The 25225-nt window shown below is 55.8% G+C and carries 16 protein-coding genes, 2 tRNA genes and 3 rRNA genes; 17 read left to right on the forward strand and 4 right to left on the reverse strand.

The features are described 5' to 3' along the window. Nucleotides 1-29: 29 nt before the first annotated feature. Complete coding sequence (locus QRD42_RS06220) at nucleotides 30-551, reverse strand: Rsd/AlgQ family anti-sigma factor (protein ID WP_072571600.1); 522 nt, start codon at nucleotides 549-551, stop codon at nucleotides 30-32. Nucleotides 552-649: 98 nt separating this feature from the next. Here QRD42_RS06220 and nudC point away from each other — a divergent pair, with 98 nt between their 5' ends. The 6 genes from nudC (at nucleotide 650) to QRD42_RS06250 (ending at nucleotide 5006) form a co-directional block, all read left to right on the forward strand. Further along, nucleotides 650-1423 carry an NAD(+) diphosphatase gene (gene nudC / locus QRD42_RS06225; RefSeq protein ID WP_321988421.1) on the forward strand — a complete coding sequence of 258 codons (774 nt, stop codon included), beginning with the start codon at nucleotides 650-652 and terminating at the stop codon, nucleotides 1421-1423. Between the two features lie 40 nt (nucleotides 1424-1463). Next, on the forward strand, nucleotides 1464-2528 hold the full coding sequence (hemE, locus tag QRD42_RS06230) for a uroporphyrinogen decarboxylase (protein ID WP_321988422.1): 1065 nt from the start codon (nucleotides 1464-1466) through the stop codon (nucleotides 2526-2528). 9 nt (nucleotides 2529-2537) lie between these two features. Then, on the forward strand, nucleotides 2538-3209 hold the full coding sequence (gene nfi / locus QRD42_RS06235; protein WP_318364901.1) for a deoxyribonuclease V: 672 nt from the start codon (nucleotides 2538-2540) through the stop codon (nucleotides 3207-3209). A gap of 42 nt (nucleotides 3210-3251) precedes the next feature. Continuing rightward, nucleotides 3252-3842 carry a YjaG family protein gene (locus tag QRD42_RS06240; RefSeq protein WP_072571596.1) on the forward strand — a complete coding sequence of 197 codons (591 nt, stop codon included), beginning with the start codon at nucleotides 3252-3254 and terminating at the stop codon, nucleotides 3840-3842. Nucleotides 3843-4028: 186 nt separating this feature from the next. Next, nucleotides 4029-4301, forward strand: a complete 273-nt coding sequence (gene hupA, locus QRD42_RS06245; RefSeq protein WP_002445246.1) for a nucleoid-associated protein HU-alpha — start codon at nucleotides 4029-4031, stop codon at nucleotides 4299-4301. Between the two features lie 6 nt (nucleotides 4302-4307). Then, complete coding sequence (locus QRD42_RS06250) at nucleotides 4308-5006, forward strand: DUF1481 domain-containing protein (RefSeq protein ID WP_072571595.1); 699 nt, start codon at nucleotides 4308-4310, stop codon at nucleotides 5004-5006. Nucleotides 5007-5078: 72 nt separating this feature from the next. On the opposite strand, the gene purD is transcribed toward QRD42_RS06250, so the two are convergent. Further along, nucleotides 5079-6368 (reverse strand): phosphoribosylamine--glycine ligase, encoded by a 1290-nt coding sequence (purD, locus tag QRD42_RS06255; RefSeq protein WP_321988424.1) that lies wholly within the window; start codon nucleotides 6366-6368, stop codon nucleotides 5079-5081. Nucleotides 6369-6382: 14 nt separating this feature from the next. Beyond that, on the reverse strand, nucleotides 6383-7972 hold the full coding sequence (gene purH / locus QRD42_RS06260; RefSeq protein WP_321988425.1) for a bifunctional phosphoribosylaminoimidazolecarboxamide formyltransferase/IMP cyclohydrolase: 1590 nt from the start codon (nucleotides 7970-7972) through the stop codon (nucleotides 6383-6385). 576 nt (nucleotides 7973-8548) lie between these two features. On the opposite strand from purH, the gene QRD42_RS06265 reads away from it, so the two are divergent. From QRD42_RS06265 to aceK, 10 genes are all read left to right on the forward strand, one after another. Then, nucleotides 8549-10088: ribosomal RNA gene (locus QRD42_RS06265) — 16S ribosomal RNA — on the forward strand. 71 nt (nucleotides 10089-10159) lie between these two features. Next, nucleotides 10160-10236, forward strand: a tRNA-Ile gene (locus tag QRD42_RS06270). A gap of 72 nt (nucleotides 10237-10308) precedes the next feature. After that, nucleotides 10309-10384, forward strand: a tRNA-Ala gene (locus QRD42_RS06275). 198 nt (nucleotides 10385-10582) lie between these two features. Further along, a 23S ribosomal RNA gene (locus tag QRD42_RS06280) occupies nucleotides 10583-13489 on the forward strand. Between the two features lie 93 nt (nucleotides 13490-13582). Then, nucleotides 13583-13698: ribosomal RNA gene (rrf, locus tag QRD42_RS06285) — 5S ribosomal RNA — on the forward strand. The 16S, 23S and 5S rRNA genes sit together here with 2 tRNA genes alongside, the layout of an rRNA operon. 126 nt (nucleotides 13699-13824) lie before the next feature. Beyond that, complete coding sequence (locus QRD42_RS06290; protein WP_072570154.1) at nucleotides 13825-14280, forward strand: DUF4385 domain-containing protein; 456 nt, start codon at nucleotides 13825-13827, stop codon at nucleotides 14278-14280. Nucleotides 14281-14418: 138 nt separating this feature from the next. Further along, the gene (gene metA, locus QRD42_RS06295) at nucleotides 14419-15348 is read left to right on the forward strand and encodes a homoserine O-acetyltransferase MetA (protein ID WP_318364181.1); all 930 of its coding nucleotides are present in this window, start codon (nucleotides 14419-14421) and stop codon (nucleotides 15346-15348) included. 243 nt (nucleotides 15349-15591) lie between these two features. Further along, a complete protein-coding gene (gene aceB / locus QRD42_RS06300) occupies nucleotides 15592-17193 on the forward strand; it encodes a malate synthase A (RefSeq protein WP_321988426.1) in 1602 nt (533 codons plus the stop codon). Nucleotides 17194-17223: 30 nt separating this feature from the next. Next, nucleotides 17224-18528, forward strand: coding sequence for an isocitrate lyase (gene aceA, locus QRD42_RS06305; RefSeq protein ID WP_321988427.1), 1305 nt, complete (start codon nucleotides 17224-17226; stop codon nucleotides 18526-18528). A 111-nt stretch (nucleotides 18529-18639) separates the two neighbouring features. Beyond that, entirely contained in the window at nucleotides 18640-20370 is a 1731-nt protein-coding gene (gene aceK, locus QRD42_RS06310; RefSeq protein WP_321988428.1) for a bifunctional isocitrate dehydrogenase kinase/phosphatase, read from the forward strand. An 84-nt stretch (nucleotides 20371-20454) separates the two neighbouring features. Here aceK and iclR read toward each other — a convergent pair whose 3' ends face one another. Beyond that, the gene (gene iclR / locus QRD42_RS06315) at nucleotides 20455-21282 is read right to left on the reverse strand and encodes a glyoxylate bypass operon transcriptional repressor IclR (RefSeq protein ID WP_318372952.1); all 828 of its coding nucleotides are present in this window, start codon (nucleotides 21280-21282) and stop codon (nucleotides 20455-20457) included. A 193-nt stretch (nucleotides 21283-21475) separates the two neighbouring features. Between iclR and metH the strand changes: the two genes are divergently transcribed. Beyond that, entirely contained in the window at nucleotides 21476-25159 is a 3684-nt protein-coding gene (metH, locus tag QRD42_RS06320; protein ID WP_321988429.1) for a methionine synthase, read from the forward strand. Nucleotides 25160-25225 lie beyond the last annotated feature (66 nt).

Consider the following 25225-nt stretch of genomic DNA (forward strand, 5'->3'; position numbering starts at 1 on the left):
AAATAAATTACGTGTTACTGCCGCAGAACTCAAGCAGGACGAGCCATATCTCTCTCGTTATTGGTTACTGCCTCGTCGTTGGCGCTTTCAGAAAGGTTGAAGTCGAACGCCAGAACGATCAATTGATCTTCAAGGGTAAAGCGTTGCGCCAGCGCTTCGCCAATGCCGGACAGCGCATGCTGGAATTCAATGCAGTTGCTGTCATCAATGGCATTTTCCAGGCTGGAATCATAATAATTCATGATCTGCTGTGTGTTCGCTTCCAGCAGAGGATAGATCTGCGTGGCGGCGAAAAGTGGGCTGGTCCCTTCCATTTCGCTGATAATGCGTTCATAAATACTAAAATGACCAGCGGAAAGATAATCGACCAGGCTATGGCAAAAATCATCCAGCGCTTTTTCATCGAGTTCTGTAAAGGATTCTCTGCCAGGTTTAATGCCGACCAGATCGTAATAAGCAACAAGCAGATGCTTACGGACATGTAACCAATGGTCGACAAGTTTATTACTTCCTCCCACTCGCTCTGTCAGGCTTTGTAGCTGGTTTAGCATGATCAACTCCGTAATATTAAGATTAAAAAATACTTACCCAAAATTTGTAAAAATGATGTTACCAACATGCCAGTGTCGCTAAGGTAGTGCAACAGATTATGGAACGTGTCATTGAATTAACCGATCAGGGCTGGTGGATTGTCAGCCATGAACAAAAATTATGGCTGCCCGCTGGAGAATTACCACATGGCGAGGCAGGAAATTTTGATCTTGTGGGTCAGCGCGGTTTAACCATCGGCGAATGGCAGGGCGAGCCGGTGTGGCTGGTGCGTCAGAATCGTCGTCAGGATATGTCATCCGTGCGGCAATTAATGGATCAGGACGTCGGGCTGTTCCAGCTCGCCGGGCGCGGCGTGCAACTGGCGGAGTTTTACCGCTCGCACCAGTTCTGCGGTTACTGCGGGCACACCATGCACACCAGTAAAAGCGAATGGGCGATGCTGTGCGGCAACTGTCGTGAACGTTATTACCCGCAAATCGCGCCGTGCATCATTGTCGCCATCCGCCGGGAAGACAAGATCCTGCTGGCCCAGCACACGCGCCACCGTAACGGCATCTATACCGTTTTGGCCGGGTTTGTGGAAGTGGGCGAGACGCTGGAGCAGGCGGTGGCCCGCGAAGTCATGGAAGAGAGCGCCATCCGCGTGAAAAATCTGCGCTACGTTACCTCGCAACCCTGGCCGTTCCCGCAATCGCTGATGACCGCCTTTATGGCCGAGTATGACAGCGGTGAAATCAACATCGACCCTAACGAACTGCTGGACGCGGGCTGGTATCGCTATGATGCGCTGCCGCTGTTACCGCCGCCAGGCACTGTCGCGCGCCGTTTGATCGAGGACACCGTGGCTTTGTGTCGGGCAGAGTATGGGTGACATGTTACAATGACGGTCTGACGCATTGAGGAACTGCAAAATGACCGAACTGAAAAACGATCGTTACCTGCGCGCGCTCCAGCGCCTGCCGGTGGATGTCACCCCGGTATGGATGATGAGACAGGCTGGCCGCTACTTGCCGGAGTACAAAGCCACCCGCGCGCAAGCCGGTGACTTTATGTCGCTGTGTAAAAACGCGGAGCTGGCGTGCGAAGTCACCCTGCAACCGCTGCGCCGTTTCCCGCTTGATGCGGCGATCCTTTTTTCGGACATTCTGACCATCCCCGATGCGATGGGTCTGGGCCTCTACTTTGAAGCCGGCGAAGGCCCGCGTTTTACCTCGCCCATCACCTGTAAAGCCGACGTCGAAAAACTGCCGGTGCCGGATCCGGAAGATGAACTGGGTTACGTGATGAACGCGGTGCGCACCATCCGCCGCGAACTGAAAGGCGAAGTGCCGCTGATTGGCTTCTCCGGCAGCCCGTGGACGCTGGCGACCTACATGGTGGAAGGCGGCAGCAGCAAAGCCTTTACGCTGATCAAAAAAATGATGTACGCCGAGCCGCTGACCTTGCATGCGCTGCTCGATAAGCTGGCGAAAAGCGTCACGCTCTATCTCAACGCGCAGATCCGCGCGGGCGCTCAGTCAGTGATGATTTTCGATACCTGGGGCGGCGTGCTGACCGGGCGCGATTATCAGCAATTCTCTCTCTATTACATGCATAAAATTGTCGATGGCCTGCTGCGTGAAAACGAAGGTCGCCGCGTGCCGGTAACGCTCTTTACCAAAGGCGGCGGTCAGTGGCTGGAAGCGATGGCGGAAACCGGCTGCGATGCGCTGGGTCTCGACTGGACTATCGATATTGCCGATGCGCGTCGTCGCGTCGGTCATAAAGTCGCGTTGCAGGGCAACATGGACCCGTCCATGCTTTATGCACAGCCTGCACGCATTGAAGAGGAAGTGGCGACTATCCTGGCTGGCTTTGGTCAGGGGGAAGGCCACGTGTTTAACCTCGGTCACGGTATCCATCAGGATGTTCCTCCGGAGCATGCAGGTGCTTTTGTGGAGGCGGTACACCGTCTTTCACAGTCCTATCATCAATAAGGAGCAGGTATGGATCTGGCGTCATTACGCGCACAACAACTGGAACTGGCTTCCTCGGTATGCCGGGAAGATCGTTTTATTACCGATCCGCCGAGACTGATCGGCGGGGCAGATGTGGGATTTGAGCAGGGCGGAGAAGTAACACGCGCGGCGATGGTACTGCTGACGTATCCGGAACTTGAACTGGTTGAATATCAGATCGCGCGTATCGCCACTACCATGCCCTATATTCCTGGTTTCCTCTCGTTTCGTGAATATCCTGCGCTGCTGGCGGCGTGGGATATGCTGTCGCAAAAACCCGATCTGCTGTTCGTCGACGGGCATGGCATTTCGCATCCACGTCGTCTGGGCGTGGCCAGTCATTTTGGTCTGCTGGTGGATGTGCCGACCATCGGCGTGGCGAAAAAACGCCTGTGCGGTAAGTTTGAGCCGCTGTCTGACGAGCCAGGCGCGCTGGCGCCGCTGCGTGATAAGGGTGAGGATCTGGCGTGGGTATGGCGCAGCAAAGCGCGCTGTAACCCGCTGTTTATCGCCACCGGCCATCGGGTCAGTCAGGACAGTGCGCTTGCATGGGTGCAGCGCTGTACCAAAGGCTACCGTTTACCGGAGCCGACGCGCTGGGCGGATGCCGTTGCCTCGCGTCGTCCGGCCTTTGTGCGCTGGCAGGAAATTCACCCCTGATTCAGGTACACTGCGGCTAATTTCCGATATTGAGAATTCATCATGTTACAAAACCCGATTCACCTGCGGCTGGAGAAGCTGGAAAGCTGGCAGCACGTCACTTTCATGGCCTGCCTTTGCGAGCGCATGTACCCGAACTACGCCATGTTCTGCCAGCAAACCGGCTTTGGCGATGCACAGCTCTATCGCCGTATGGTCGATCTCGTCTGGGAAACGCTGACCGTTAAAGACGCGAAGATCAATTTCGACAGCCAGCTGGAAAAGCTGGAGGAAGCGATCCCGTCGGCGGATGATTACGATATGTATGGCGTTTACCCGGCCATCGATGCCTGTGTGGCATTGAGTGAAATGCTGCATTCGCTGTTAAGCGGCGATACGCTGGAGCACGCTATTGAAGTCAGCAAGACCTCCATCACCACGGTAGCGATGCTGGAAATGACCCAGGCAGGTCGGGAAATGACCGATGAAGAGCTAAAACTTAATCCGGCTGTCGAGCAGGAATGGGACATTCAGTGGGAGATTTTCCGCCTGCTGGCTGACTGCGAAGAGCGCGACCTTGAGCTGATCAAAGGTCTGCGCGCGGACCTGCGCGAGGCGGGGGAAAGCAATATCGGTATAAATTTGCAGCAATGAGACAAGAAAACGTGATTTAACGCCTGATTTGTCATACTGCAAGGCTTCCCATTAGCCCCCCGTCTGGTCTACATTTGGGGGGCGAAAAAAAGTGGCTATCGGTGCGTGTATGCAGGAGGGCGCTTTTTTGGCATTTCCGTCGCACTCGATGCTTAGCAAGCGATAAACACATTGTAAGGATAACTTATGAACAAGACTCAACTGATTGATGTAATTGCGGACAAGGCTGATCTGTCTAAAGTGCAGGCGAAAGCTGCTCTGGAATCCACCCTGGCTGCTATTACTGAGTCTCTGAAAGAAGGCGATGCTGTACAACTGGTTGGTTTCGGTACCTTCAAAGTGAACCACCGCGCTGAGCGTACTGGCCGCAACCCGCAGACCGGTAAAGAAATCAAAATCGCCGCAGCTAACGTGCCGGCATTTGTTTCTGGTAAAGCACTGAAAGACGCCGTTAAGTAAGACCGCGTGGCAGCGAACAGTTTTAACGAGGGGGCGTTTTCGCCCCTTTTGTCATTCTGGTGCCGTCCGCTGGCGCTGGCTGGCGCATTATTGCTGACAGCCTGTAGCCATGACTCGTCACCGCCGCCCTTTACCGCCAGCGGTTACGCAGGCGATCAGGGTGCCGTACGCCTGTGGCGTAAAGATGTCGATGACGACGTCCATATTCTCTCTGCCTTCAGCCCGTGGCGAAGCGGAGATACCTCAACCAGCGAATACCGCTGGCAGGGCGATACCCTTGCCCTTATCGAACTTACTATCTACGGCAAACAGCCGGAACATATTCGCGTGCGTTTTGATGACCACGGCGAACTCAGTTTTATGCAGCGGGAAGTGAACGGTCAGAAGCAACAGCTTTCCAGCGACCAGATCGCGCTGTACCGCTATCGTGCCGATCAGATCCGCCAGACCAGCGATGCGCTGCGCCAGGGGCAGGTGATACTGCGTCAGGGGCGCTGGCATGCCGACCACAGCGTCAGTACCTGCGAAGGGCAGACAGTTAAACCGGAATTCGATGAGCAGGCGTTAAGCCATATAGAACGGCGTCAGCGCCATTCTTCGGCGGAAGTGAGCGTCGCATGGCTGGAAGCGCCGGAAGGCGCACAGCTGCTGCTGGTGGCGAATGAGGATTACTGTACCTGGCAGCCGCAGGAAAAGAATTTCTGAGTAAGCCCTCTCCTGAACGAGAGGGCGATCTGTTCCCTCTCCCTGCGGGAGAGGATTAGGGCGAGGAGGAAATTACTCCCCCTGCTCGCGGGCAATCGCGCGATAACCAATATCCCGGCGGCTGAAGCTGCCGTCCCAGTGAATATCCGCCATCAACGTATAAGCGTTTTTCTGCGCTTCCGCCACCGTATGTCCCAGCGCCGTGGCGCACAGCACGCGTCCGCCGTTAGTCAGCACACGGTCATCGTCCGCAAGCGTCGTGCCCGCATGGAACACCTTACCGCCCACTTCTTCCAGCGGCAGGCCATGGATCACATCACCGGTACGATAATCACCCGGATAACCGCCTGCGGCGATCACCACGCCCAGCGATGCGCGTTCGTCCCACTCCGAGGTTTTCTCATCCAGTTTGCCTTCACAGGCCGCCAGGCACAGTTCGACTAAATCGGACTTCATGCGCAGCATGATCGGTTGGGTTTCCGGATCGCCAAAGCGGCAGTTAAACTCGATTACTTTCGGGTTGCCCTGCTTGTCGATCATCAGACCAGCGTACAGGAAGCCGGTGTAAGTATTGCCTTCCGCCGCCATACCGCGCACCGTTGGCCAGATCACGCGATCCATGGTGCGCTGGTGAATTTCATCAGTCACTACCGGGGCCGGTGAGTAAGCACCCATACCGCCGGTATTCGGCCCGGTATCGGCATCGCCAACGCGCTTGTGATCCTGGCTGGTGGCCATCGGTAACACGTGTTCGCCATCCACCATCACGATAAAGCTGGCTTCTTCGCCATCCAGAAACTCTTCAATCACGATACGATGCCCCGCGTCGCCAAAGGCGTTGCCAGCCAGCATATCCTGAACCGCCGCTTCCGCTTCCTCCAGCGTCATGGCGACAATTACCCCTTTACCTGCCGCCAGACCGTCCGCTTTGATGACAATCGGCGCGCCTTTCTCGCGCAGATACGCCAGCGCAGGCTCAACCTCGGTAAAGTTCTGGTATTCCGCCGTCGGAATATTGTGACGGGCGAGGAAGTCTTTAGTGAAGGCTTTGGAGCCTTCCAGCTGGGCGGCCCCCTGCGTCGGACCAAAGATGGTCAGGCCGGCCGCGCGGAAGGCATCGACCACGCCCAGCACCAGCGGGGCTTCCGGGCCAACGATGGTCAGGTCAATATGTTCACTTTGGGCAAAATTCAACAGCGCCGGAATATCGGTCGCGCCAATCGCCACGTTTTGCAGCATCGGCTCCAGCGCCGTACCGGCGTTACCCGGTGCGACAAAAACGGTTTCTACTAAGGGTGACTGGGCGGCTTTCCACGCCAGCGCGTGTTCGCGTCCGCCGTTACCAATAACTAATACTTTCATTATCTGCTCCGGGATTAATGGCGGAAGTGGCGCATGTCAGTAAAGATCATGGCGATACCGTGCTCGTCGGCCGCCGCGATAACTTCATCATCACGAATGGAACCGCCAGGCTGGATCACGCAGCTTACGCCTACGGCCGCAGCGGCATCAATACCATCGCGGAACGGGAAGAAGGCGTCGGAAGCCATTGCGGAGCCTTTCACTTCCAGTCCTTCATCACCTGCTTTAATACCGGCGATTTTCGCGGAGTACACGCGGCTCATTTGACCTGCGCCAATGCCGATGGTCATATTCTCTCTGGCATAGACAATGGCGTTAGATTTAACGAATTTGGCGACTTTCCAGCAGAACAGCGCGTCACGCAGTTCCTGCTCGCTCGGCTGGCGTTTGCTGACCACGCGCAACTCTGCTTCGCTCACCATGCCCAGATCGCGATCCTGTACCAGCAGACCGCCATTCACACGTTTGAAATCCAGACCTGCGACGCGGGCAGACCATTCGCCGCAAACCAGCACGCGCACGTTCTGTTTGGCGGCGGTAATTTTCATCGCTTCTTCAGTGGCTGACGGGGCGATGATCACTTCAACAAACTGGCGGGAAATAATGGCCTGCGCCGTTTCCGCATCCAGCTCGCGGTTAAAGGCGATGATGCCGCCGAACGCGGAGGTCGGGTCGGTTTTATACGCACGATCGTAAGCGTCGAGGATCGAATCGCTGACCGCCACGCCGCACGGGTTAGCATGTTTAACGATCACACAGGCTGGCTCGCTGAACTCTTTCACACATTCCAGCGCAGCATCGGTATCGGCGATGTTGTTATAAGAGAGTGCCTTGCCCTGTACCTGAGTGGCAGTGGCAACCGAGGCTTCTTTAATTTCTTCTTCTATATAGAAGGCGGCCTGCTGGTGGCTGTTCTCACCGTAGCGCATATCCTGCTTCTTAATGAAGTTCAGATTCAGGGTGCGCGGGAAGCGGCCGGAAGGATCTTTGCTGTCGCCGTGATAAGCCGGGACCAGGCTGCCGAAGTAGTTGGCGATCATGCTGTCGTAAGCGGCAGTGTGTTCGAAGGCTTTAATGGCGAGATCGAAACGGGTAGCGAGTGTCAGGGAGCCGTCGTTGGCATCCATCTCATTAATAATGGCGTGGTAGTCGCTGCTCTTAACCACGATGGCCACATCTTTATGGTTCTTGGCAGCGGAGCGCACCATGGTCGGGCCGCCAATATCAATGTTCTCTACCGCATCTTCCAGCGTGCAGCCGTCGCGTGCGACGGTGGCGGCGAACGGGTACAGGTTAACAACGACCATATCGATTGGAGAGATGTCGTGCTGCGCCATGATTTCATCATCTTGTCCGCGACGACCCAGAATACCGCCGTGCACTTTCGGGTGCAGCGTCTTGACGCGTCCATCCATCATTTCCGGGAAGCCGGTGTAGTCGGATACTTCGGTGACCGGCAGGCCTTTCTCTGCCAGCAGGCGTGCGGTACCGCCGGTGGATAGCAGCTCCACGCCACGCGAGGAGAGGGCCTGTGCAAATTCGATGATACCCGCTTTGTCAGAAACACTGAGCAGAGCGCGGCGGACTGGACGACGTTGTTGCATGGTATTAAATCCCCAGGATTTGGACATTACAGAGAGCGTTAGCTGAATTTTCGGTTTTCTTTCTTCCCAAAATTCAGCTAACGCCCCAGACGGGGCATCCTTGTTTTAGCGCGGGCATTGTAACGAAAACGTTTGCGCAACGCTCGCGAATTTTTAGCGTTTCACCGCTTTGTGGATAACTCTGTGCGTAAATGGGTATAAGGCGGGGTTTTGCTGTGGAATGCAGCAGTCAGTCATTTTTCTGTCATTTAGGTATTGCGGTGCCTTCAGAACTCCCTATAATGCGCCTCCATCGACACGGCGGATGTGAATCACTTCACACAAACAGCCGGTTCGGTTGAAGAGAAAAAATCCTGAAATTGAGGGTTGACTCTGAAAGAGGAAAGCGTAATATACGCCACCTCGCGACAGAGCGCTAAAGCGCGTCGCAACTGCTCTTTAACAATTTATCAGACAATCTGTGTGGGCACTCAAGGACATGGATTCTTAAACGTCGAAAGACGCTAAATGAATACCAAGTCTCTGGAGTGAACATACGTAATTCATTACGAAGTTTAATTCACGAGCATCAAACTTAAATTGAAGAGTTTGATCATGGCTCAGATTGAACGCTGGCGGCAGGCCTAACACATGCAAGTCGAGCGGTAGCACAGAGAGCTTGCTCTCGGGTGACGAGCGGCGGACGGGTGAGTAATGTCTGGGAAACTGCCTGATGGAGGGGGATAACTACTGGAAACGGTAGCTAATACCGCATAATGTCGCAAGACCAAAGAGGGGGACCTTCGGGCCTCTTGCCATCAGATGTGCCCAGATGGGATTAGCTAGTAGGTGGGGTAACGGCTCACCTAGGCGACGATCCCTAGCTGGTCTGAGAGGATGACCAGCCACACTGGAACTGAGACACGGTCCAGACTCCTACGGGAGGCAGCAGTGGGGAATATTGCACAATGGGCGCAAGCCTGATGCAGCCATGCCGCGTGTATGAAGAAGGCCTTCGGGTTGTAAAGTACTTTCAGCGGGGAGGAAGGTGTTGAGGTTAATAACCTCAGCAATTGACGTTACCCGCAGAAGAAGCACCGGCTAACTCCGTGCCAGCAGCCGCGGTAATACGGAGGGTGCAAGCGTTAATCGGAATTACTGGGCGTAAAGCGCACGCAGGCGGTCTGTCAAGTCGGATGTGAAATCCCCGGGCTCAACCTGGGAACTGCATCCGAAACTGGCAGGCTTGAGTCTTGTAGAGGGGGGTAGAATTCCAGGTGTAGCGGTGAAATGCGTAGAGATCTGGAGGAATACCGGTGGCGAAGGCGGCCCCCTGGACAAAGACTGACGCTCAGGTGCGAAAGCGTGGGGAGCAAACAGGATTAGATACCCTGGTAGTCCACGCTGTAAACGATGTCGACTTGGAGGTTGTGCCCTTGAGGCGTGGCTTCCGGAGCTAACGCGTTAAGTCGACCGCCTGGGGAGTACGGCCGCAAGGTTAAAACTCAAATGAATTGACGGGGGCCCGCACAAGCGGTGGAGCATGTGGTTTAATTCGATGCAACGCGAAGAACCTTACCTACTCTTGACATCCACGGAATTTGGCAGAGATGCCTTAGTGCCTTCGGGAACCGTGAGACAGGTGCTGCATGGCTGTCGTCAGCTCGTGTTGTGAAATGTTGGGTTAAGTCCCGCAACGAGCGCAACCCTTATCCTTTGTTGCCAGCGGTCCGGCCGGGAACTCAAAGGAGACTGCCAGTGATAAACTGGAGGAAGGTGGGGATGACGTCAAGTCATCATGGCCCTTACGAGTAGGGCTACACACGTGCTACAATGGCATATACAAAGAGAAGCGACCTCGCGAGAGCAAGCGGACCTCATAAAGTATGTCGTAGTCCGGATCGGAGTCTGCAACTCGACTCCGTGAAGTCGGAATCGCTAGTAATCGTGGATCAGAATGCCACGGTGAATACGTTCCCGGGCCTTGTACACACCGCCCGTCACACCATGGGAGTGGGTTGCAAAAGAAGTAGGTAGCTTAACCTTCGGGAGGGCGCTTACCACTTTGTGATTCATGACTGGGGTGAAGTCGTAACAAGGTAACCGTAGGGGAACCTGCGGTTGGATCACCTCCTTACCTGAAAGAACCTGCCTTGCAGTGTCCACACAGATTGTCTGATAGAAAATAAAGCAGTAAGAAATCTCTGCAGGCTTGTAGCTCAGGTGGTTAGAGCGCACCCCTGATAAGGGTGAGGTCGGTGGTTCAAGTCCACTCAGGCCTACCAAATTCCTCCTGATACTGCGTTGCAAAACGCCCTGTCTCAGAAAGAATACCGGTAACGAGATTTGCATACGATGGGGTTATAGCTCAGCTGGGAGAGCGCCTGCCTTGCACGCAGGAGGTCTGCGGTTCGATCCCGCATAGCTCCACCATCCTTTACTGCTGAAAACAAGAAAACTTCAGAGTGTACCTGAAAAGGTGCGCTGCGAAGTTTTGCTCTTTAAAAATCTGGATCAAGCTGAAAATTGAAACGACACGCTGTTTCTTTTCTCCGTAACAAGAAAAGAAAAACGGTGTGTTCGAGTCTCTCAAATTTTTGCAATCAGAAGTGAAACATCTTCGGGTTGTGAGGTTAAGCGACTAAGCGTACACGGTGGATGCCCTGGCAGTCAGAGGCGATGAAGGGCGTGCTAATCTGCGATAAGCGCCGGTAAGGTGATATGAACCGTTATAACCGGCGATACCCGAATGGGGAAACCCAGTGCAATCCGTTGCACTATCATGTCATGAATACATAGTGGCATGAGGCGAACCGGGGGAACTGAAACATCTAAGTACCCCGAGGAAAAGAAATCAACCGAGATTCCCCCAGTAGCGGCGAGCGAACGGGGAGGAGCCCAGAACCTGAATCAGCATGTGTGTTAGTGGAAGCGTCTGGAAAGTCGCAGGGTACAGGGTGATACTCCCGTACACAAAAATGCATATGCTGTGAGTTCGAAGAGTAGGGCGGGACACGTGGTATCCTGTCTGAATATGGGGGGACCATCCTCCAAGGCTAAATACTCCTGACTGACCGATAGTGAACCAGTACCGTGAGGGAAAGGCGAAAAGAACCCCGGCGAGGGGAGTGAAACAGAACCTGAAACCGTGTACGTACAAGCAGTGGGAGCCTCTTTTATGGGGTGACTGCGTACCTTTTGTATAATGGGTCAGCGACTTATATTCTGTAGCAAGGTTAACCGTATAGGGGAGCCGAAGGGAAACCGAGTCTTAACTGGGCGTTAAGTTGCAGGGTATAGACCCGAAACCCGGTGATCTAGCCATGGGCAGGTTGAAGGTTGGGTAACACTAACTGGAGGACCGAACCGACTAATGTTGAAAAATTAGCGGATGACTTGTGGCTGGGGGTGAAAGGCCAATCAAACCGGGAGATAGCTGGTTCTCCCCGAAAGCTATTTAGGTAGCGCCTCGTGAATTCATCTTCGGGGGTAGAGCACTGTTTCGGCTAGGGGGTCATCCCGACTTACCAACCCGATGCAAACTGCGAATACCGAAGAATGTTATCACGGGAGACACACGGCGGGTGCTAACGTCCGTCGTGAAGAGGGAAACAACCCAGACCGCCAGCTAAGGTCCCAAAGTCATGGTTAAGTGGGAAACGATGTGGGAAGGCACAGACAGCCAGGATGTTGGCTTAGAAGCAGCCATCATTTAAAGAAAGCGTAATAGCTCACTGGTCGAGTCGGCCTGCGCGGAAGATGTAACGGGGCTAAACCATGCACCGAAGCTGCGGCAGCGACACTATGTGTTGTTGGGTAGGGGAGCGTTCTGTAAGCCGTTGAAGGTGGACTGTGAGGTCTGCTGGAGGTATCAGAAGTGCGAATGCTGACATAAGTAACGATAAAGCGGGTGAAAAACCCGCTCGCCGGAAGACCAAGGGTTCCTGTCCAACGTTAATCGGGGCAGGGTGAGTCGACCCCTAAGGCGAGGCCGAAAGGCGTAGTCGATGGGAAACAGGTTAATATTCCTGTACTCGGTGTTACTGCGAAGGGGGGACGGAGAAGGCTATGTTGGCCGGGCGACGGTTGTCCCGGTTTAAGCGTGTAGGTGTGTGTTCCAGGTAAATCCGGTTCACTTTAACACTGAGGCGTGACGACGAGGCACTACGGTGCTGAAGTGACAAATGCCCTGCTTCCAGGAAAAGCCTCTAAGCATCAGGTAACACAGAATCGTACCCCAAACCGACACAGGTGGTCAGGTAGAGAATACCAAGGCGCTTGAGAGAACTCGGGTGAAGGAACTAGGCAAAATGGTGCCGTAACTTCGGGAGAAGGCACGCTGGTGCGTAGGTGAAGCGACTTGCTCGCGGAGCTGAAACCAGTCGAAGATACCAGCTGGCTGCAACTGTTTATTAAAAACACAGCACTGTGCAAACACGAAAGTGGACGTATACGGTGTGACGCCTGCCCGGTGCCGGAAGGTTAATTGATGGGGTTAGCGGCAACGCGAAGCTCTTGATCGAAGCCCCGGTAAACGGCGGCCGTAACTATAACGGTCCTAAGGTAGCGAAATTCCTTGTCGGGTAAGTTCCGACCTGCACGAATGGCGTAATGATGGCCAGGCTGTCTCCACCCGAGACTCAGTGAAATTGAAATCGCTGTGAAGATGCAGTGTACCCGCGGCAAGACGGAAAGACCCCGTGAACCTTTACTATAGCTTGACACTGAACACTGGTCCTTGATGTGTAGGATAGGTGGGAGGCTTTGAAGCGTGGACGCCAGTCTGCGTGGAGCCATCCTTGAAATACCACCCTTTAATGGCTGGTGTTCTAACGTGGACCCGTAATCCGGGTTGCGGACAGTGTCTGGTGGGTAGTTTGACTGGGGCGGTCTCCTCCTAAAGCGTAACGGAGGAGCACGAAGGTTAGCTAATCCTGGTCGGACATCAGGAGGTTAGTGCAATGGCATAAGCTAGCTTGACTGCGAGCGTGACGGCGCGAGCAGGTGCGAAAGCAGGTCATAGTGATCCGGTGGTTCTGAATGGAAGGGCCATCGCTCAACGGATAAAAGGTACTCCGGGGATAACAGGCTGATACCGCCCAAGAGTTCATATCGACGGCGGTGTTTGGCACCTCGATGTCGGCTCATCACATCCTGGGGCTGAAGTAGGTCCCAAGGGTATGGCTGTTCGCCATTTAAAGTGGTACGCGAGCTGGGTTTAGAACGTCGTGAGACAGTTCGGTCCCTATCTGCCGTGGGCGCTGGAGAATTGAGGGGGGCTGCTCCTAGTACGAGAGGACCGGAGTGGACGCATCACTGGTGTTCGGGTTGTCATGCCAATGGCATTGCCCGGTAGCTAAATGCGGAAGAGATAAGTGCTGAAAGCATCTAAGCACGAAACTTGCCCCGAGATGAGTTCTCCCTGACTCCTTGAGAGTCCTGAAGGAACGTTGAAGACGACGACGTTGATAGGCCGGGTGTGTAAGCGCAGCGATGCGTTGAGCTAACCGGTACTAATGAACCGTGAGGCTTAACCTTACAACGCCGAAGATGTTTTGGCGTGATTTGAGAGATTTTCAGCTGATACAGATTAGTGTTTAATGCCTTAAGGCGTTAGACAGACAGAATTTGCCTGGCGGCACTAGCGCGGCGGTCCCACCTGACCCCATGCCGAACTCAGAAGTGAAACGCCGTAGCGCCGATGGTAGTGTGGGGTCTCCCCATGCGAGAGTAGGGAACTGCCAGGCATCAAATAAAGCAGAAGGCCATTCTCACGGATGGCCTTTTTGCGTTTTTATCCTTCCTGATCCTGCCCACGCATTTCATCAATTTCGTCTAAAATAGTCCTGTGCCATTCATCCGGAGGACGTTTTTTGCCTAACCCGCCTTTCAACTACCAACAGGATTTCAACAGCATCGATTTCCGCGCGCATCCGGAACTGTACCAGGTTGGCCGCGGCGAGCAGGGCGTATTGCTTGTCGAGCCCTATAAAAGTGAGATCCTCCCACTCTGGCGCTTTAAAACCCCTGAAATAGCCGCGTTGTCTGCGCAGCAAATCATGGAAAAGTTCGAGGAATACCGACAGCAGGACGATTTTGTCGGCATGGATATGGCCCGCAAATTTATTCAGATGGGCTATACCCGCGCCAGACGCTACGCTAATCACCCCGGCGGAAGAAAATACGATGAAGACAAAAACGTTCTGCCGCGCCAGAACGACCCCATAAAAGCCGAAGCCGCGACCATCTTCAAAAAATACTGGGATAACTTGCGCGCTGACGAAGACTATCTGCGCCGCAAAAAAGCCCATCAGCAAAAATACGGCTGATCACCAGACGCTTATTCCAAACGCTACCTGAAAATTTCTCAACTGGCATATGCAGGCTCGACATTTCTGCCATTCCTGGTTATTGTCAGCTGTCTGGATGTCTAAACGTTTATACGTATGCTTTGAGGATTTAAGGTTATGCCGATTCGGGTACAGGACGAGCTGCCAGCCGTCAATTTCTTACGTGATGAAAACGTCTTCGTCATGACGACATCCCGTGCAACAGGTCAGGAGATCCGCCCGCTGAAGGTGCTGATCCTCAATCTGATGCCAAAGAAAATCGAAACGGAAAACCAGTTCCTGCGATTGCTGTCGAACTCCCCGCTACAGGTGGATATTCAGCTGCTGCGCATTGATGCCCGCGAATCCCGCAACACGCCTGCGGAGCATCTGAACAACTTTTACTGTAACTTCGAGGATATCTGTAATGATAACTTCGATGGCCTGATCGTCACCGGCGCGCCGCTGGGCCTGGTGGAGTTTAATGACGTTGCCTACTGGCCGCAGATCAAACAGGTGCTGGAATGGGCCAAAGATCATGTCACTTCAACGCTATTTGTCTGTTGGGCAGTGCAGGCGGCGCTCAATATCCTCTATGGCATTCCCAAGCAGACCCGCAAAGACAAACTCTCTGGCGTGTATGAACACCATATCACCCAACCCCATGCCTTGCTCACCCGTGGCTTTGATGATGTCTTTCTGGCGCCGCACTCCCGCTTTGCCGACTTCCCGGCGGCGCTGATCCGTGACTATACCGATCTGGAGATCTTCGCTGAAACCGCCGATGGCGATGCCTATCTGTTCGGCAGTAAAGACAAACGTATTGCTTTCGTTACCGGACATCCTGAATACGATGCTGATACGCTTGCCGGCGAGTATTTCCGCGACGTGGAAGCCGGGCTGAACCCCGACGTGCCGTACAACTATTTTCCGGGCAACGATCCGCAGCATGTGCCGCGCGCCAGCTGGCGCAGCCACGGTAATTTGCTGTTCACCAACTGGCTCAACTACTACGTTTACCAGATCACGCCGTTCGATCTACGCCATATGAACCCCACGCTGGATTAAGCGTTTCAGCTCCTCTTAAAGCACCTGCGGGTGCTTTTTTTATTTCTGAAAAACACTTCCCGGCACGATCGAATTTTAATCTGTTTGTTATCAACTGGTTAATGCATTATAAATTAAAAAATGGAAATTGTTTTTGATTTTGTATTTTCATTGAGTAATCTTAAACCTGCTGAACGAAAACTGCACAGTCTGAATTTCATCAGCGATGAGGATCATTCTGGATCAACAACGAGGAGCCATGGCATGACACAACAGGCAACTACGACCGAAGAACTGGCCTTCAGTCAACCGTATAGCGAGCAGGAGCAGCAGATCCTGACGTCCGAAGCGGTGGAGTTTCTCAGTGAACTGGTGGCGCGCTTTACGCCCAAACGCAACGCCCTGCTGGCTGCAAGGCTGCAACAGCAACTGAAAATAGATAACGGTACGCTGCCCGATTTTATTTCGGAAACTGCTTCCATTCGTGAAAGCGACTGGAAGATCCGTGGCATCCCGGCGGATTTACGTAACAGACGCGTTGAGATCACCGGGCCGGTCGAGCGCAAAATGGTGATTAACGCCCTCAACGCCAATGTGAATGTCTTCATGGCGGACTTTGAGGACTCGCTGGCACCCAACTGGCAAAAAGTGATCGAAGGCCAGATCAACCTGCGTGACGCGGTTAACGGCACCATCAGTTACACCAATGAAAGCGGGAAAATCTATCAGCTGAAACCCGATCCTGCGGTGCTGTTTTGCCGTGTGCGCGGTCTACACCTGCCGGAAAAACACGTTACCTGGCGCGGTGAGCCGATCCCCGGCAGCCTGTTCGACTTCGCGCTCTACTTCTTCCACAACCATAAAAATCTGCTCGCCAAAGGCAGCGGCCCCTATTTCTACCTACCGAAAACCCAGGCCTGGCAGGAAGCCGCATGGTGGAGCGAGGTATTCAGCTATGCCGAAGATCGCTTCAACTTGTCGCGCGGCACCATTAAAGCCACGCTGCTGATTGAAACCCTGCCGGCGGTTTTCCAGATGGACGAGATCCTGCACGCGCTGCGCGATCATATCGTCGGCCTGAACTGTGGCCGCTGGGATTACATCTTCAGCTATATCAAAACGCTGAAGAACTATCCGGATCGTGTGCTGCCGGATCGTCAGCAGGTGACGATGGATAAGCCATTCCTTAATGCCTACTCGCGTCTGCTGATTAAAACCTGTCACCGTCGCGGCGCCTTTGCGATGGGCGGCATGGCCGCGTTCATTCCGAGTAAAGATCGTGAACGCAATGAGTGGGTGCTGAACAAAGTCAAAGCCGACAAAGAGCTGGAAGCTAAAAACGGTCACGACGGCACCTGGATCGCGCATCCCGGTCTGGCTGATACGGTGATGGACATCTTCAACCATGCGCTGGGCGATAACCCCAACCAACTGCACGTCACCCGCGACGAAGATGCGCCTGTTACCGCCGACGAACTGCTGGCCCCCTGTGACGGCGAGCGTACCGAAGAGGGCATGCGCGCCAATATCCGCGTGGCGGTGCAGTACATCGAAGCCTGGATCTCCGGCAATGGCTGCGTGCCGATTTATGGCCTGATGGAAGACGCTGCAACGGCAGAAATCTCGCGCACCTCAATCTGGCAGTGGATCCATCACGAAAAATCGCTCAGTGACGGCACGCCCGTCACCAAAGCGCTGTTCCGCCGCATGCTGGCGGAAGAGATGCAGGTGATCCAGGAAGAACTGGGTGAACACCGGTTCAGCAGCGGGCGCTTCAGCGATGCCGCGCGCCTGATGGAGCAAATCACCACCTCCGACGAGCTGATCGACTTCCTGACCCTGCCGGGCTACCGCCTGCTGGCGTGATCCCCACATAATAAAAATGGAGCATCTGCGATGAAAACCCGTACCCAACAAATCGAACAACTACAACAAGAATGGACTAACCCGCGCTGGGAGGGCATCCGTCGCCCGTACAGCGCCGATGAAGTGGTGAAGCTGCGCGGCTCGGTGAATCCGGAATGCACGCTCGCTCAGCTGGGCGCCGCCAGAATGTGGCGGCTCCTGCACGGCGAGTCGAAAAAAGGCTATATCAACAGTCTCGGCGCGCTGACCGGCGGTCAGGCACTGCAACAGGCGAAGGCCGGGATCGAAGCGATTTATCTCTCCGGCTGGCAGGTGGCGGCTGATGCTAACCTCGCGTCCAGCATGTATCCGGATCAATCCCTCTATCCGGCGAACTCCGTACCGGCGGTGGTGGATCGGATCAACAATACCTTCCGCCGCGCGGATCAGATCCAGTGGGCGGCAGGCATCGAACCGGGGGATCCGCGCTATGTGGATTACTTCCTGCCGATCGTTGCAGATGCCGAAGCCGGTTTCGGCGGCGTGCTTAACGCCTTTGAACTGATGAAGTTGATGATCGCCGCGGGCGCGGCGGCCGTGCATTTTGAAGATCAGCTCGCCTCGGTGAAAAAATGCGGCCATATGGGCGGCAAAGTGCTGGTGCCGACGCAGGAAGCCATTCAGAAACTGGTGGCGGCGCGTCTGGCGGCTGACGTGATGGGCGTGCCGACGCTGCTCATCGCCCGTACCGATGCTGACGCCGCCGATCTCATCACCTCCGACTGTGATGAATATGACCGTGAATTTATTACCGGCGAACGCACCAGCGAAGGCTTTTACCGCACACGGGCAGGTATTGAACAGGCGATCAGCCGCGGCCTTGCTTACGCTCCTTATGCCGATCTGGTGTGGTGCGAAACCTCGACGCCGGATCTGGAGCAGGCGAAGCGTTTTGCCGACGCCATTCACGCCCGCTTTCCCGGCAAACTGCTGGCCTATAACTGCTCGCCGTCGTTCAACTGGCAAAAAAATCTCGACGACACCACCATCGCCAGCTTCCAGCAGCAGCTGGCGGAGATGGGCTACAAATACCAGTTCATCACCCTCGCCGGCATCCACAGCATGTGGTTCAACATGTTCGACCTGGCTCATGCTTACGCGCAGGGCGAGGGTATGAAGCATTACGTTGAAAAGGTCCAGCAGCCGGAGTTCGCCGCTGCGAAAGAGGGTTACACCTTTGTGTCCCATCAGCAGGAAGTGGGTACCGGTTACTTCGATAAGGTGACAACCATTATTCAGGGCGGCACCTCCTCCGTTACCGCGCTGACCGGTTCGACGGAAGAACAGCAGTTCTGACGTCCTGTAGCCCGGTGGCGTGAGGCTTACCGGGCCTGCGGATCCTGTCGTTATGCAGGCCGGACAAGCGAAGCGCCATCCGGCAATCCCAATTTCGGACGAGGGCAAAAGATGTCCCGTGACCTGGAACTGTTAATCGCCCAGACCATTCTCCAGGGTTTTGACGCGCAGTATGGGCGCTTCCTGGAGGTTACCTCCGGCGCGCAGCAGCGCTTTGAGCAGGCGGACTGGCACGCCGTGCAACAGGCGATGAAAAGCCGTATCCATCTTTACGATCATCACGTCGGGCTGGTGGTCGAGCAGTTACGCTGCATCACCGATAACCAGACGCTCAGCGCCGGATTTCTGCTGCGCGTTAAAGAGCAGTACACCGCCTTGCTGCCTGACTACCCGCGTTTCGAAATTGCCGAAAGCTTCTTTAATTCTGTCTACTGCCGCCTGTTCAGTCACCGTCAGCTGACGCCCGAACGGCTGTTTGTGTTCAGCTCACAGCCCGCGCAGCGCCTGCACGTTACGCCGCGGCCGCTTGCAAAAGACTTCACGCCGTATTACGGCTGGCACGCGCTGCTCCATAACGTGCTGGAAGATCTACCTCTGCGGCTGCCGTGGCAGAACCAGGCGCGTGATGTGGGTTATATCGTGGCGCATCTGCTGGAAAATTTCGGTGAAGCGCGGTTACGTCAGGCGCGTTTGCAGATCGCCAACGAACTGTTTTATCGCAACAAGGCCGCGTGGCTGGTGGCAAAGCTGATCCTGCCTGACGCCACCGTGCCCTTTTTACTGCCGATCCACCGCTCCGATGACCACCGGCTGTTCGTCGATACCTGCCTGACCACCAGCGCCGAAGCCAGTATCGTCTTTGGCTTTGCCCGCTCGTACTTTATGGTTTACGCCCCCTTTCCCGGCGCGCTGGTGGAATGGCTACGGGAGATCCTGCCCGGTAAAACCACCGCTGAGCTGTACATGGCCATCGGCTGCCAGAAGCACGGTAAAACCGAAAGCTACCGGGAATATCTGCACTATATCGCTGACAGCGACGAGCAGTTTGTTGAAGCGCCCGGCATTCGCGGCATGGTGATGCTCGTGTTCACCCTGCCGGGATTCGACCGGGTGTTTAAGGTCATTAAAGATCGCTTCGCGCCGCAAAAGGAGATGGACGCCGCCCATGTGCGCGCCTGCTACCAGCTGGTCAAGGAGCACGATCGCGTCGGACGCATGGCCGACACCCAGGAGTTTGAAAATTTTGTGCTGGAGAAGCGGCGGATCGCTCCGGCGCTGATGACGCTGCTGATGGAGGAAGCGCCGGGTAAAATTACCGACCTGGGGGATAATATCGCCATCAGCCATCTCTATATTGAACGGCGCATGGTGCCGCTGAATATCTGGCTGGAGCAGGTGGAAGGCCAGGCGTTGCACGACGCCATCGAAGAGTACGGTAACGCCATCCGCCAGCTGGCCGCCGCCAATATTTTCCCCGGCGATATGCTGTTTAAAAACTTCGGCGTGACGCGCCACGGGCGGGTGGTGTTCTATGACTACGATGAAATTTGCTATATGACGGAGGTGAATTTCCGCGACATCCCGCCCGCCCGTTATCCGGAAGATGAGATGAGCGCCGAGCCATGGTACAGCGTGGCGCCGGGGGACGTATTCCCGGAGGAGTTCCGCCACTGGCTGTGCGCCGATCCGCGCTGCCGGGCGCTGTTTGAAGAGCTGCACGCCGATCTCTTTCGCGCGGAGTACTGGCGCGGGTTACAGGAACGCATTCGGCAGGGCTATATAGAAGACGTTTACGCCTACCGCCGTCGCCAGCGTTTCAGCCAGCGTTACGGGGCGGGGTGACAGGCCGGGTATTATGCAATTGTGGTATTTGTAGGCCGGGTAAGGCGTAGCCGCCACCCGGCATCTCTTGGTTGCAACACTACATTACCGTGTGCCGCCGTACGCCAGCGTCACTTCTTTCGCCGCTTTGATCACCAGCGCGCCCAGCTCCGTCACGCGGTCATCGGTAATGCGCGAAATCGGCCCGGAAATGGAGATCGCCGCAAAAGGCTCGCGATGCTCATCAAAAATACAGGCCGCCACACAGCGCAGGCCCAGCGCATGCTCTTCATCATCCAGGGAGTAACCGCGCTTGCGCGTCTGGGCCAGATCTTCTTTCAGATGTAGCGGCGACACCAGAGTCGCATGAGTATATGCATGCAGCCCCTGACGGTGCAGCAGGCCGGTGACCTGTTCCTCRGAAAGCTGCGCCAGAAAGGCTTTTCCCGCGCCGGACGCATGCATCGGCAGCTTACCGCCGATCGGCGCTGACATCCGCATTAACTGTGTGCACTGCACCTGATCGATAATAATCGCCTGATGATCGCTCTGGTCGAGCACCGCCAGATTCACCGTCTCGCCGGAGTCCTCCATCAGCTTGCGCAGAATGGGATGCACAATCGCCAGCAGATTACGGCTTTGCAAAAAACTGCTGCCGATAACGAACGCGTGTGCGCCTACAGCCCAGTGCCCCAGCTCACCCACCTGACGCACAAAGCCCAGCTGCTGCATGGTGGTCAGCAGGCGGTGCGTCGTGGAGTTCGGCAGGCCAGCCTGCTGCGCCAGCTCGGTCAGCGCCACGCTGCCGTGGGATTCAGCGATCCACTCCAGCAACTTCAGGCCGCGCGTCAGCGACTGCACCTGGCCAGTGGCCTGTTGTGCAGCAGCGGGGGCGGGTTTTCTTCCGCGTTTGGCGGGAACAGTGGCAACCATGGCTGACTCCTTTTCTGTATCGTGGAAATCATTTTCGTTTTATTTGATTATATTGCAACCATCCTCTTACTGATCGGAGGAGTGGTTATGAACATGTCTCATGTTCAGCGCTGTTCTCTTTTCCGCCACAGGGGATTGTGCCAGTATGGTCTGCTGGCCTTTCTGGCCTGGTTGAGCGTCGTCAGGAGCACTCGTGAGCAGCAAAGTTGAGCAACTGCATCAGCAGTTAAAAAAACGCATTCTGGTTCTGGACGGGGGCATGGGCACCATGATCCAGGGCTATCGTCTGAGTGAGCAGGATTTCCGCGGCGAACGTTTCGCCGACTGGCCCTGCGATCTGAAAGGTAACAATGACCTGCTGGTGCTGAGCAAACCGGAGGTGATCACCGCCATCCACAACGCCTACTTTGAGGCGGGCGCGGACATCATTGAAACCAACACCTTTAACTCCACGACAATCGCCATGGCGGATTACCAGATGGAATCCCTGTCGGCGGAGATCAACCGCGAGGCGGCGAAACTGGCCCGCGCCTGTGCCGATGAATGGACAGCCCGCACGCCGGACAGGCCCCGCTATGTGGCGGGCGTGCTCGGCCCGACCAACCGCACGGCGTCTATTTCGCCGAACGTCAACGATCCGGCGTTCCGTAACATCACTTTCGATCAGCTTGTCGAGGCCTACCGGGAATCGACCCGTGCGCTGGTGGAGGGCGGCAGCGACCTGATCCTCATCGAAACCGTGTTCGACACCCTGAACGCCAAAGCGGCGATTTTCGCGGTGAAAGCCGAGTTTGACGCGCTGGGCATTGAGCTGCCGATCATGATTTCCGGCACCATTACCGACGCCTCCGGGCGCACACTGTCGGGGCAGACCACCGAAGCCTTCTATAACTCGCTGCGCCATGCCGATGCGCTCACCTTCGGCCTCAACTGTGCGCTTGGCCCGGATGAACTTCGCCAGTACGTGCAGGAGCTGTCGCGCATTGCGGAATGCTACGTCACCGCTCACCCTAACGCCGGGCTACCGAATGCCTTCGGCGAATACGATCTCGATGCCGACACCATGGCCGCGCAGATCCGTGAATGGGCCGAAGCGGGCTTTCTGAATATCGTCGGCGGCTGCTGCGGCACCACCCCGGAACACATTGCCGCCATGGATCGCGCGGTGGCGGGATTAGCGCCGCGCGCTATACCGGAATTGCCGGTAGCCTGTCGTCTGGCCGGGCTGGAGCCGCTGAACATCGGCGCAGACAGCCTGTTTGTGAACGTCGGCGAGCGTACCAACGTCACCGGCTCTGCCAAATTCAAGCGCCTGATCAAAGAAGAAAAATATAACGAAGCGCTGGAAGTTGCCCTGCAACAGGTGGAGAGCGGCGCGCAAATTATCGACATCAATATGGATGAGGGGATGCTCGACGCCGAAGCGGCGATGGTGCGTTTCCTCAACCTGATCGCCGGCGAGCCGGACATCGCCCGCGTGCCGATCATGATCGACTCTTCCAAATGGGAGGTGATCGAAAAAGGCCTGAAATGCATTCAGGGCAAAGGCATCGTTAACTCCATCTCCATGAAAGAGGGCGTCGAGGCCTTTATTCATCATGCGAAACTGGTGCGGCGCTACGGCGCGGCGATGGTGGTGATGGCGTTCGATGAAGTGGGCCAGGCCGACACCCGCGCGCGTAAAATCGAAATCTGCCGCCGGGCCTACAAAATTCTTACCGAAGAGGTGGGTTTCCCGCCGGAAGACATCATTTTTGACCCGAATATCTTCGCCGTCGCCACCGGCATCGAAGAGCACAACAACTACGCGCAGGACTTTATCGGCGCCTGCGAAGACATTAAACGCGAACTGCCGCACGCGATGATTTCCGGCGGCGTGTCGAACGTCTCCTTCTCCTTCCGTGGCAACGATCCGGTGCGTGAAGCCATTCACGCCGTATTCCTCTATTACGCCATCCGCAACGGCATGGACATGGGCATCGTTAACGCCGGACAGCTGGCGATTTATGACGATTTGCCCGCTGAACTGCGCGACGCGGTGGAAGACGTGGTGCTTAACCGCCGCGACGACGGTACCGAGCGCCTGCTCGACCTGGCGGAAAAATACCGCGGCAGCAAAGCCGACGACGGCGCGAACGCGCAGCAGGCCGAGTGGCGCAGCTGGGACGTGCGTAAACGTCTCGAATACTCGCTGGTCAAGGGCATCACGGAGTTTATCGAGGCGGATACCGAAGAAGCCCGCCAGCAGGCCGAACGCCCCATCCAGGTAATTGAAGGTCCGCTGATGGACGGCATGAACGTGGTTGGCGATCTGTTTGGCGAAGGGAAAATGTTTCTGCCGCAGGTGGTGAAATCCGCCCGCGTGATGAAACAGGCGGTGGCATATCTGGAGCCGTACATCGAAGCCAGCAAAGAGAAAGGCAAAACCAACGGCAAAATGGTGATCGCCACCGTGAAGGGCGACGTACACGACATCGGCAAAAATATCGTCGGCGTGGTGTTGCAGTGTAATAACTACGAAATTATCGATCTGGGCGTGATGGTGCCAGCCGAGAAGATCCTCAAAACCGCCCGTGAAGTGAATGCTGATCTGATTGGCCTGTCCGGCCTTATCACGCCGTCGCTGGACGAAATGGTCAACGTGGCGAAAGAGATGGAGCGCCAGGGCTTTACCATTCCGCTGCTGATTGGCGGCGCAACCACCTCCAAAGCGCACACCGCGGTGAAGATCGAGCAGAACTACAGCGGGCCGACGGTCTACGTGCAAAACGCCTCGCGCACCGTGGGCGTGGTGTCTGCGCTGCTGTCCGACGAGCAGCACGATGATTTTGTCGCCCGTACCCGCAAAGAGTACGAAACCGTACGTATTCAGCATGGGCGTAAAAAACCGCGTACCCCACCGGTGACGTTACAGGCGGCGCGGGAAAACGATCTGGCTTTCGACTGGGAGAGCTATACCCCGCCAGTAGTGCATCGTCCCGGCGTACAGGAAGTCAGCGCCAGCATTGAGACACTGCGTAACTACATCGACTGGACGCCGTTCTTTATGACCTGGTCGCTGGCCGGAAAATACCCGCGCATTCTCGAAGATGAGGTGGTGGGGGAAGAGGCGCAGCGCCTGTTTAAAGACGCCAACGACCTGCTGGATAAACTGAGCGCCGAAAAATCGCTCAATCCGCGCGGCGTGGTCGGGCTGTTCCCGGCGAACCGGGTGGGCGATGACGTGGAAATTTACCGCGACGAGTCCCGCACGCAGGTGCTGACCGTGGCGCACCATCTGCGTCAGCAGACCGAAAAGATCGGCTTCGCGAATTACTGCCTCGCTGATTTTGTCGCCCCGAAAAGCAGCGGCAAAGCGGATTATATCGGCGCCTTCGCGGTGACCGGTGGCCTCGAGGAAGACGCGCTGGCCGAGGCCTACGACGCGCAGCACGATGATTACAACAAAATCATGGTCAAGGCCGTCGCCGACCGTCTGGCGGAAGCCTTTGCAGAATACCTGCACGAGCGGGTGCGCAAAGTGTACTGGGGCTACGCGCCGAATGAGAACCTCAGCAACGAGGAGCTGATCCGCGAGAACTACCAGGGGATCCGCCCGGCACCGGGGTATCCGGCCTGTCCGGAGCACACCGAAAAAGGCACCATCTGGCAACTGCTGGACGTGGAAACCCACACCGGCATGAAGCTGACGGAATCCTTCGCCATGTGGCCGGGCGCGTCGGTATCGGGCTGGTACTTCAGCCATCCTGACAGCAAATACTTTGCGGTTGCGCAGATCCAGCGCGACCAGGTGGAAGACTACGCCCTGCGCAAAGGGATGACGGTAACGGAAGTGGAGCGCTGGCTGGCCCCGCATCTGGGCTACGACGCGGACTAACCCTGTCATATTTGGTTAATAATAAACAAGGCACCTTCCGGGTGCCTTGGCACTTTATTACATTTA

Source organism: Enterobacter sp. PGRG2, from assembly GCF_030291195.1.
GTDB lineage: Bacteria > Pseudomonadota > Gammaproteobacteria > Enterobacterales > Enterobacteriaceae > Enterobacter_D.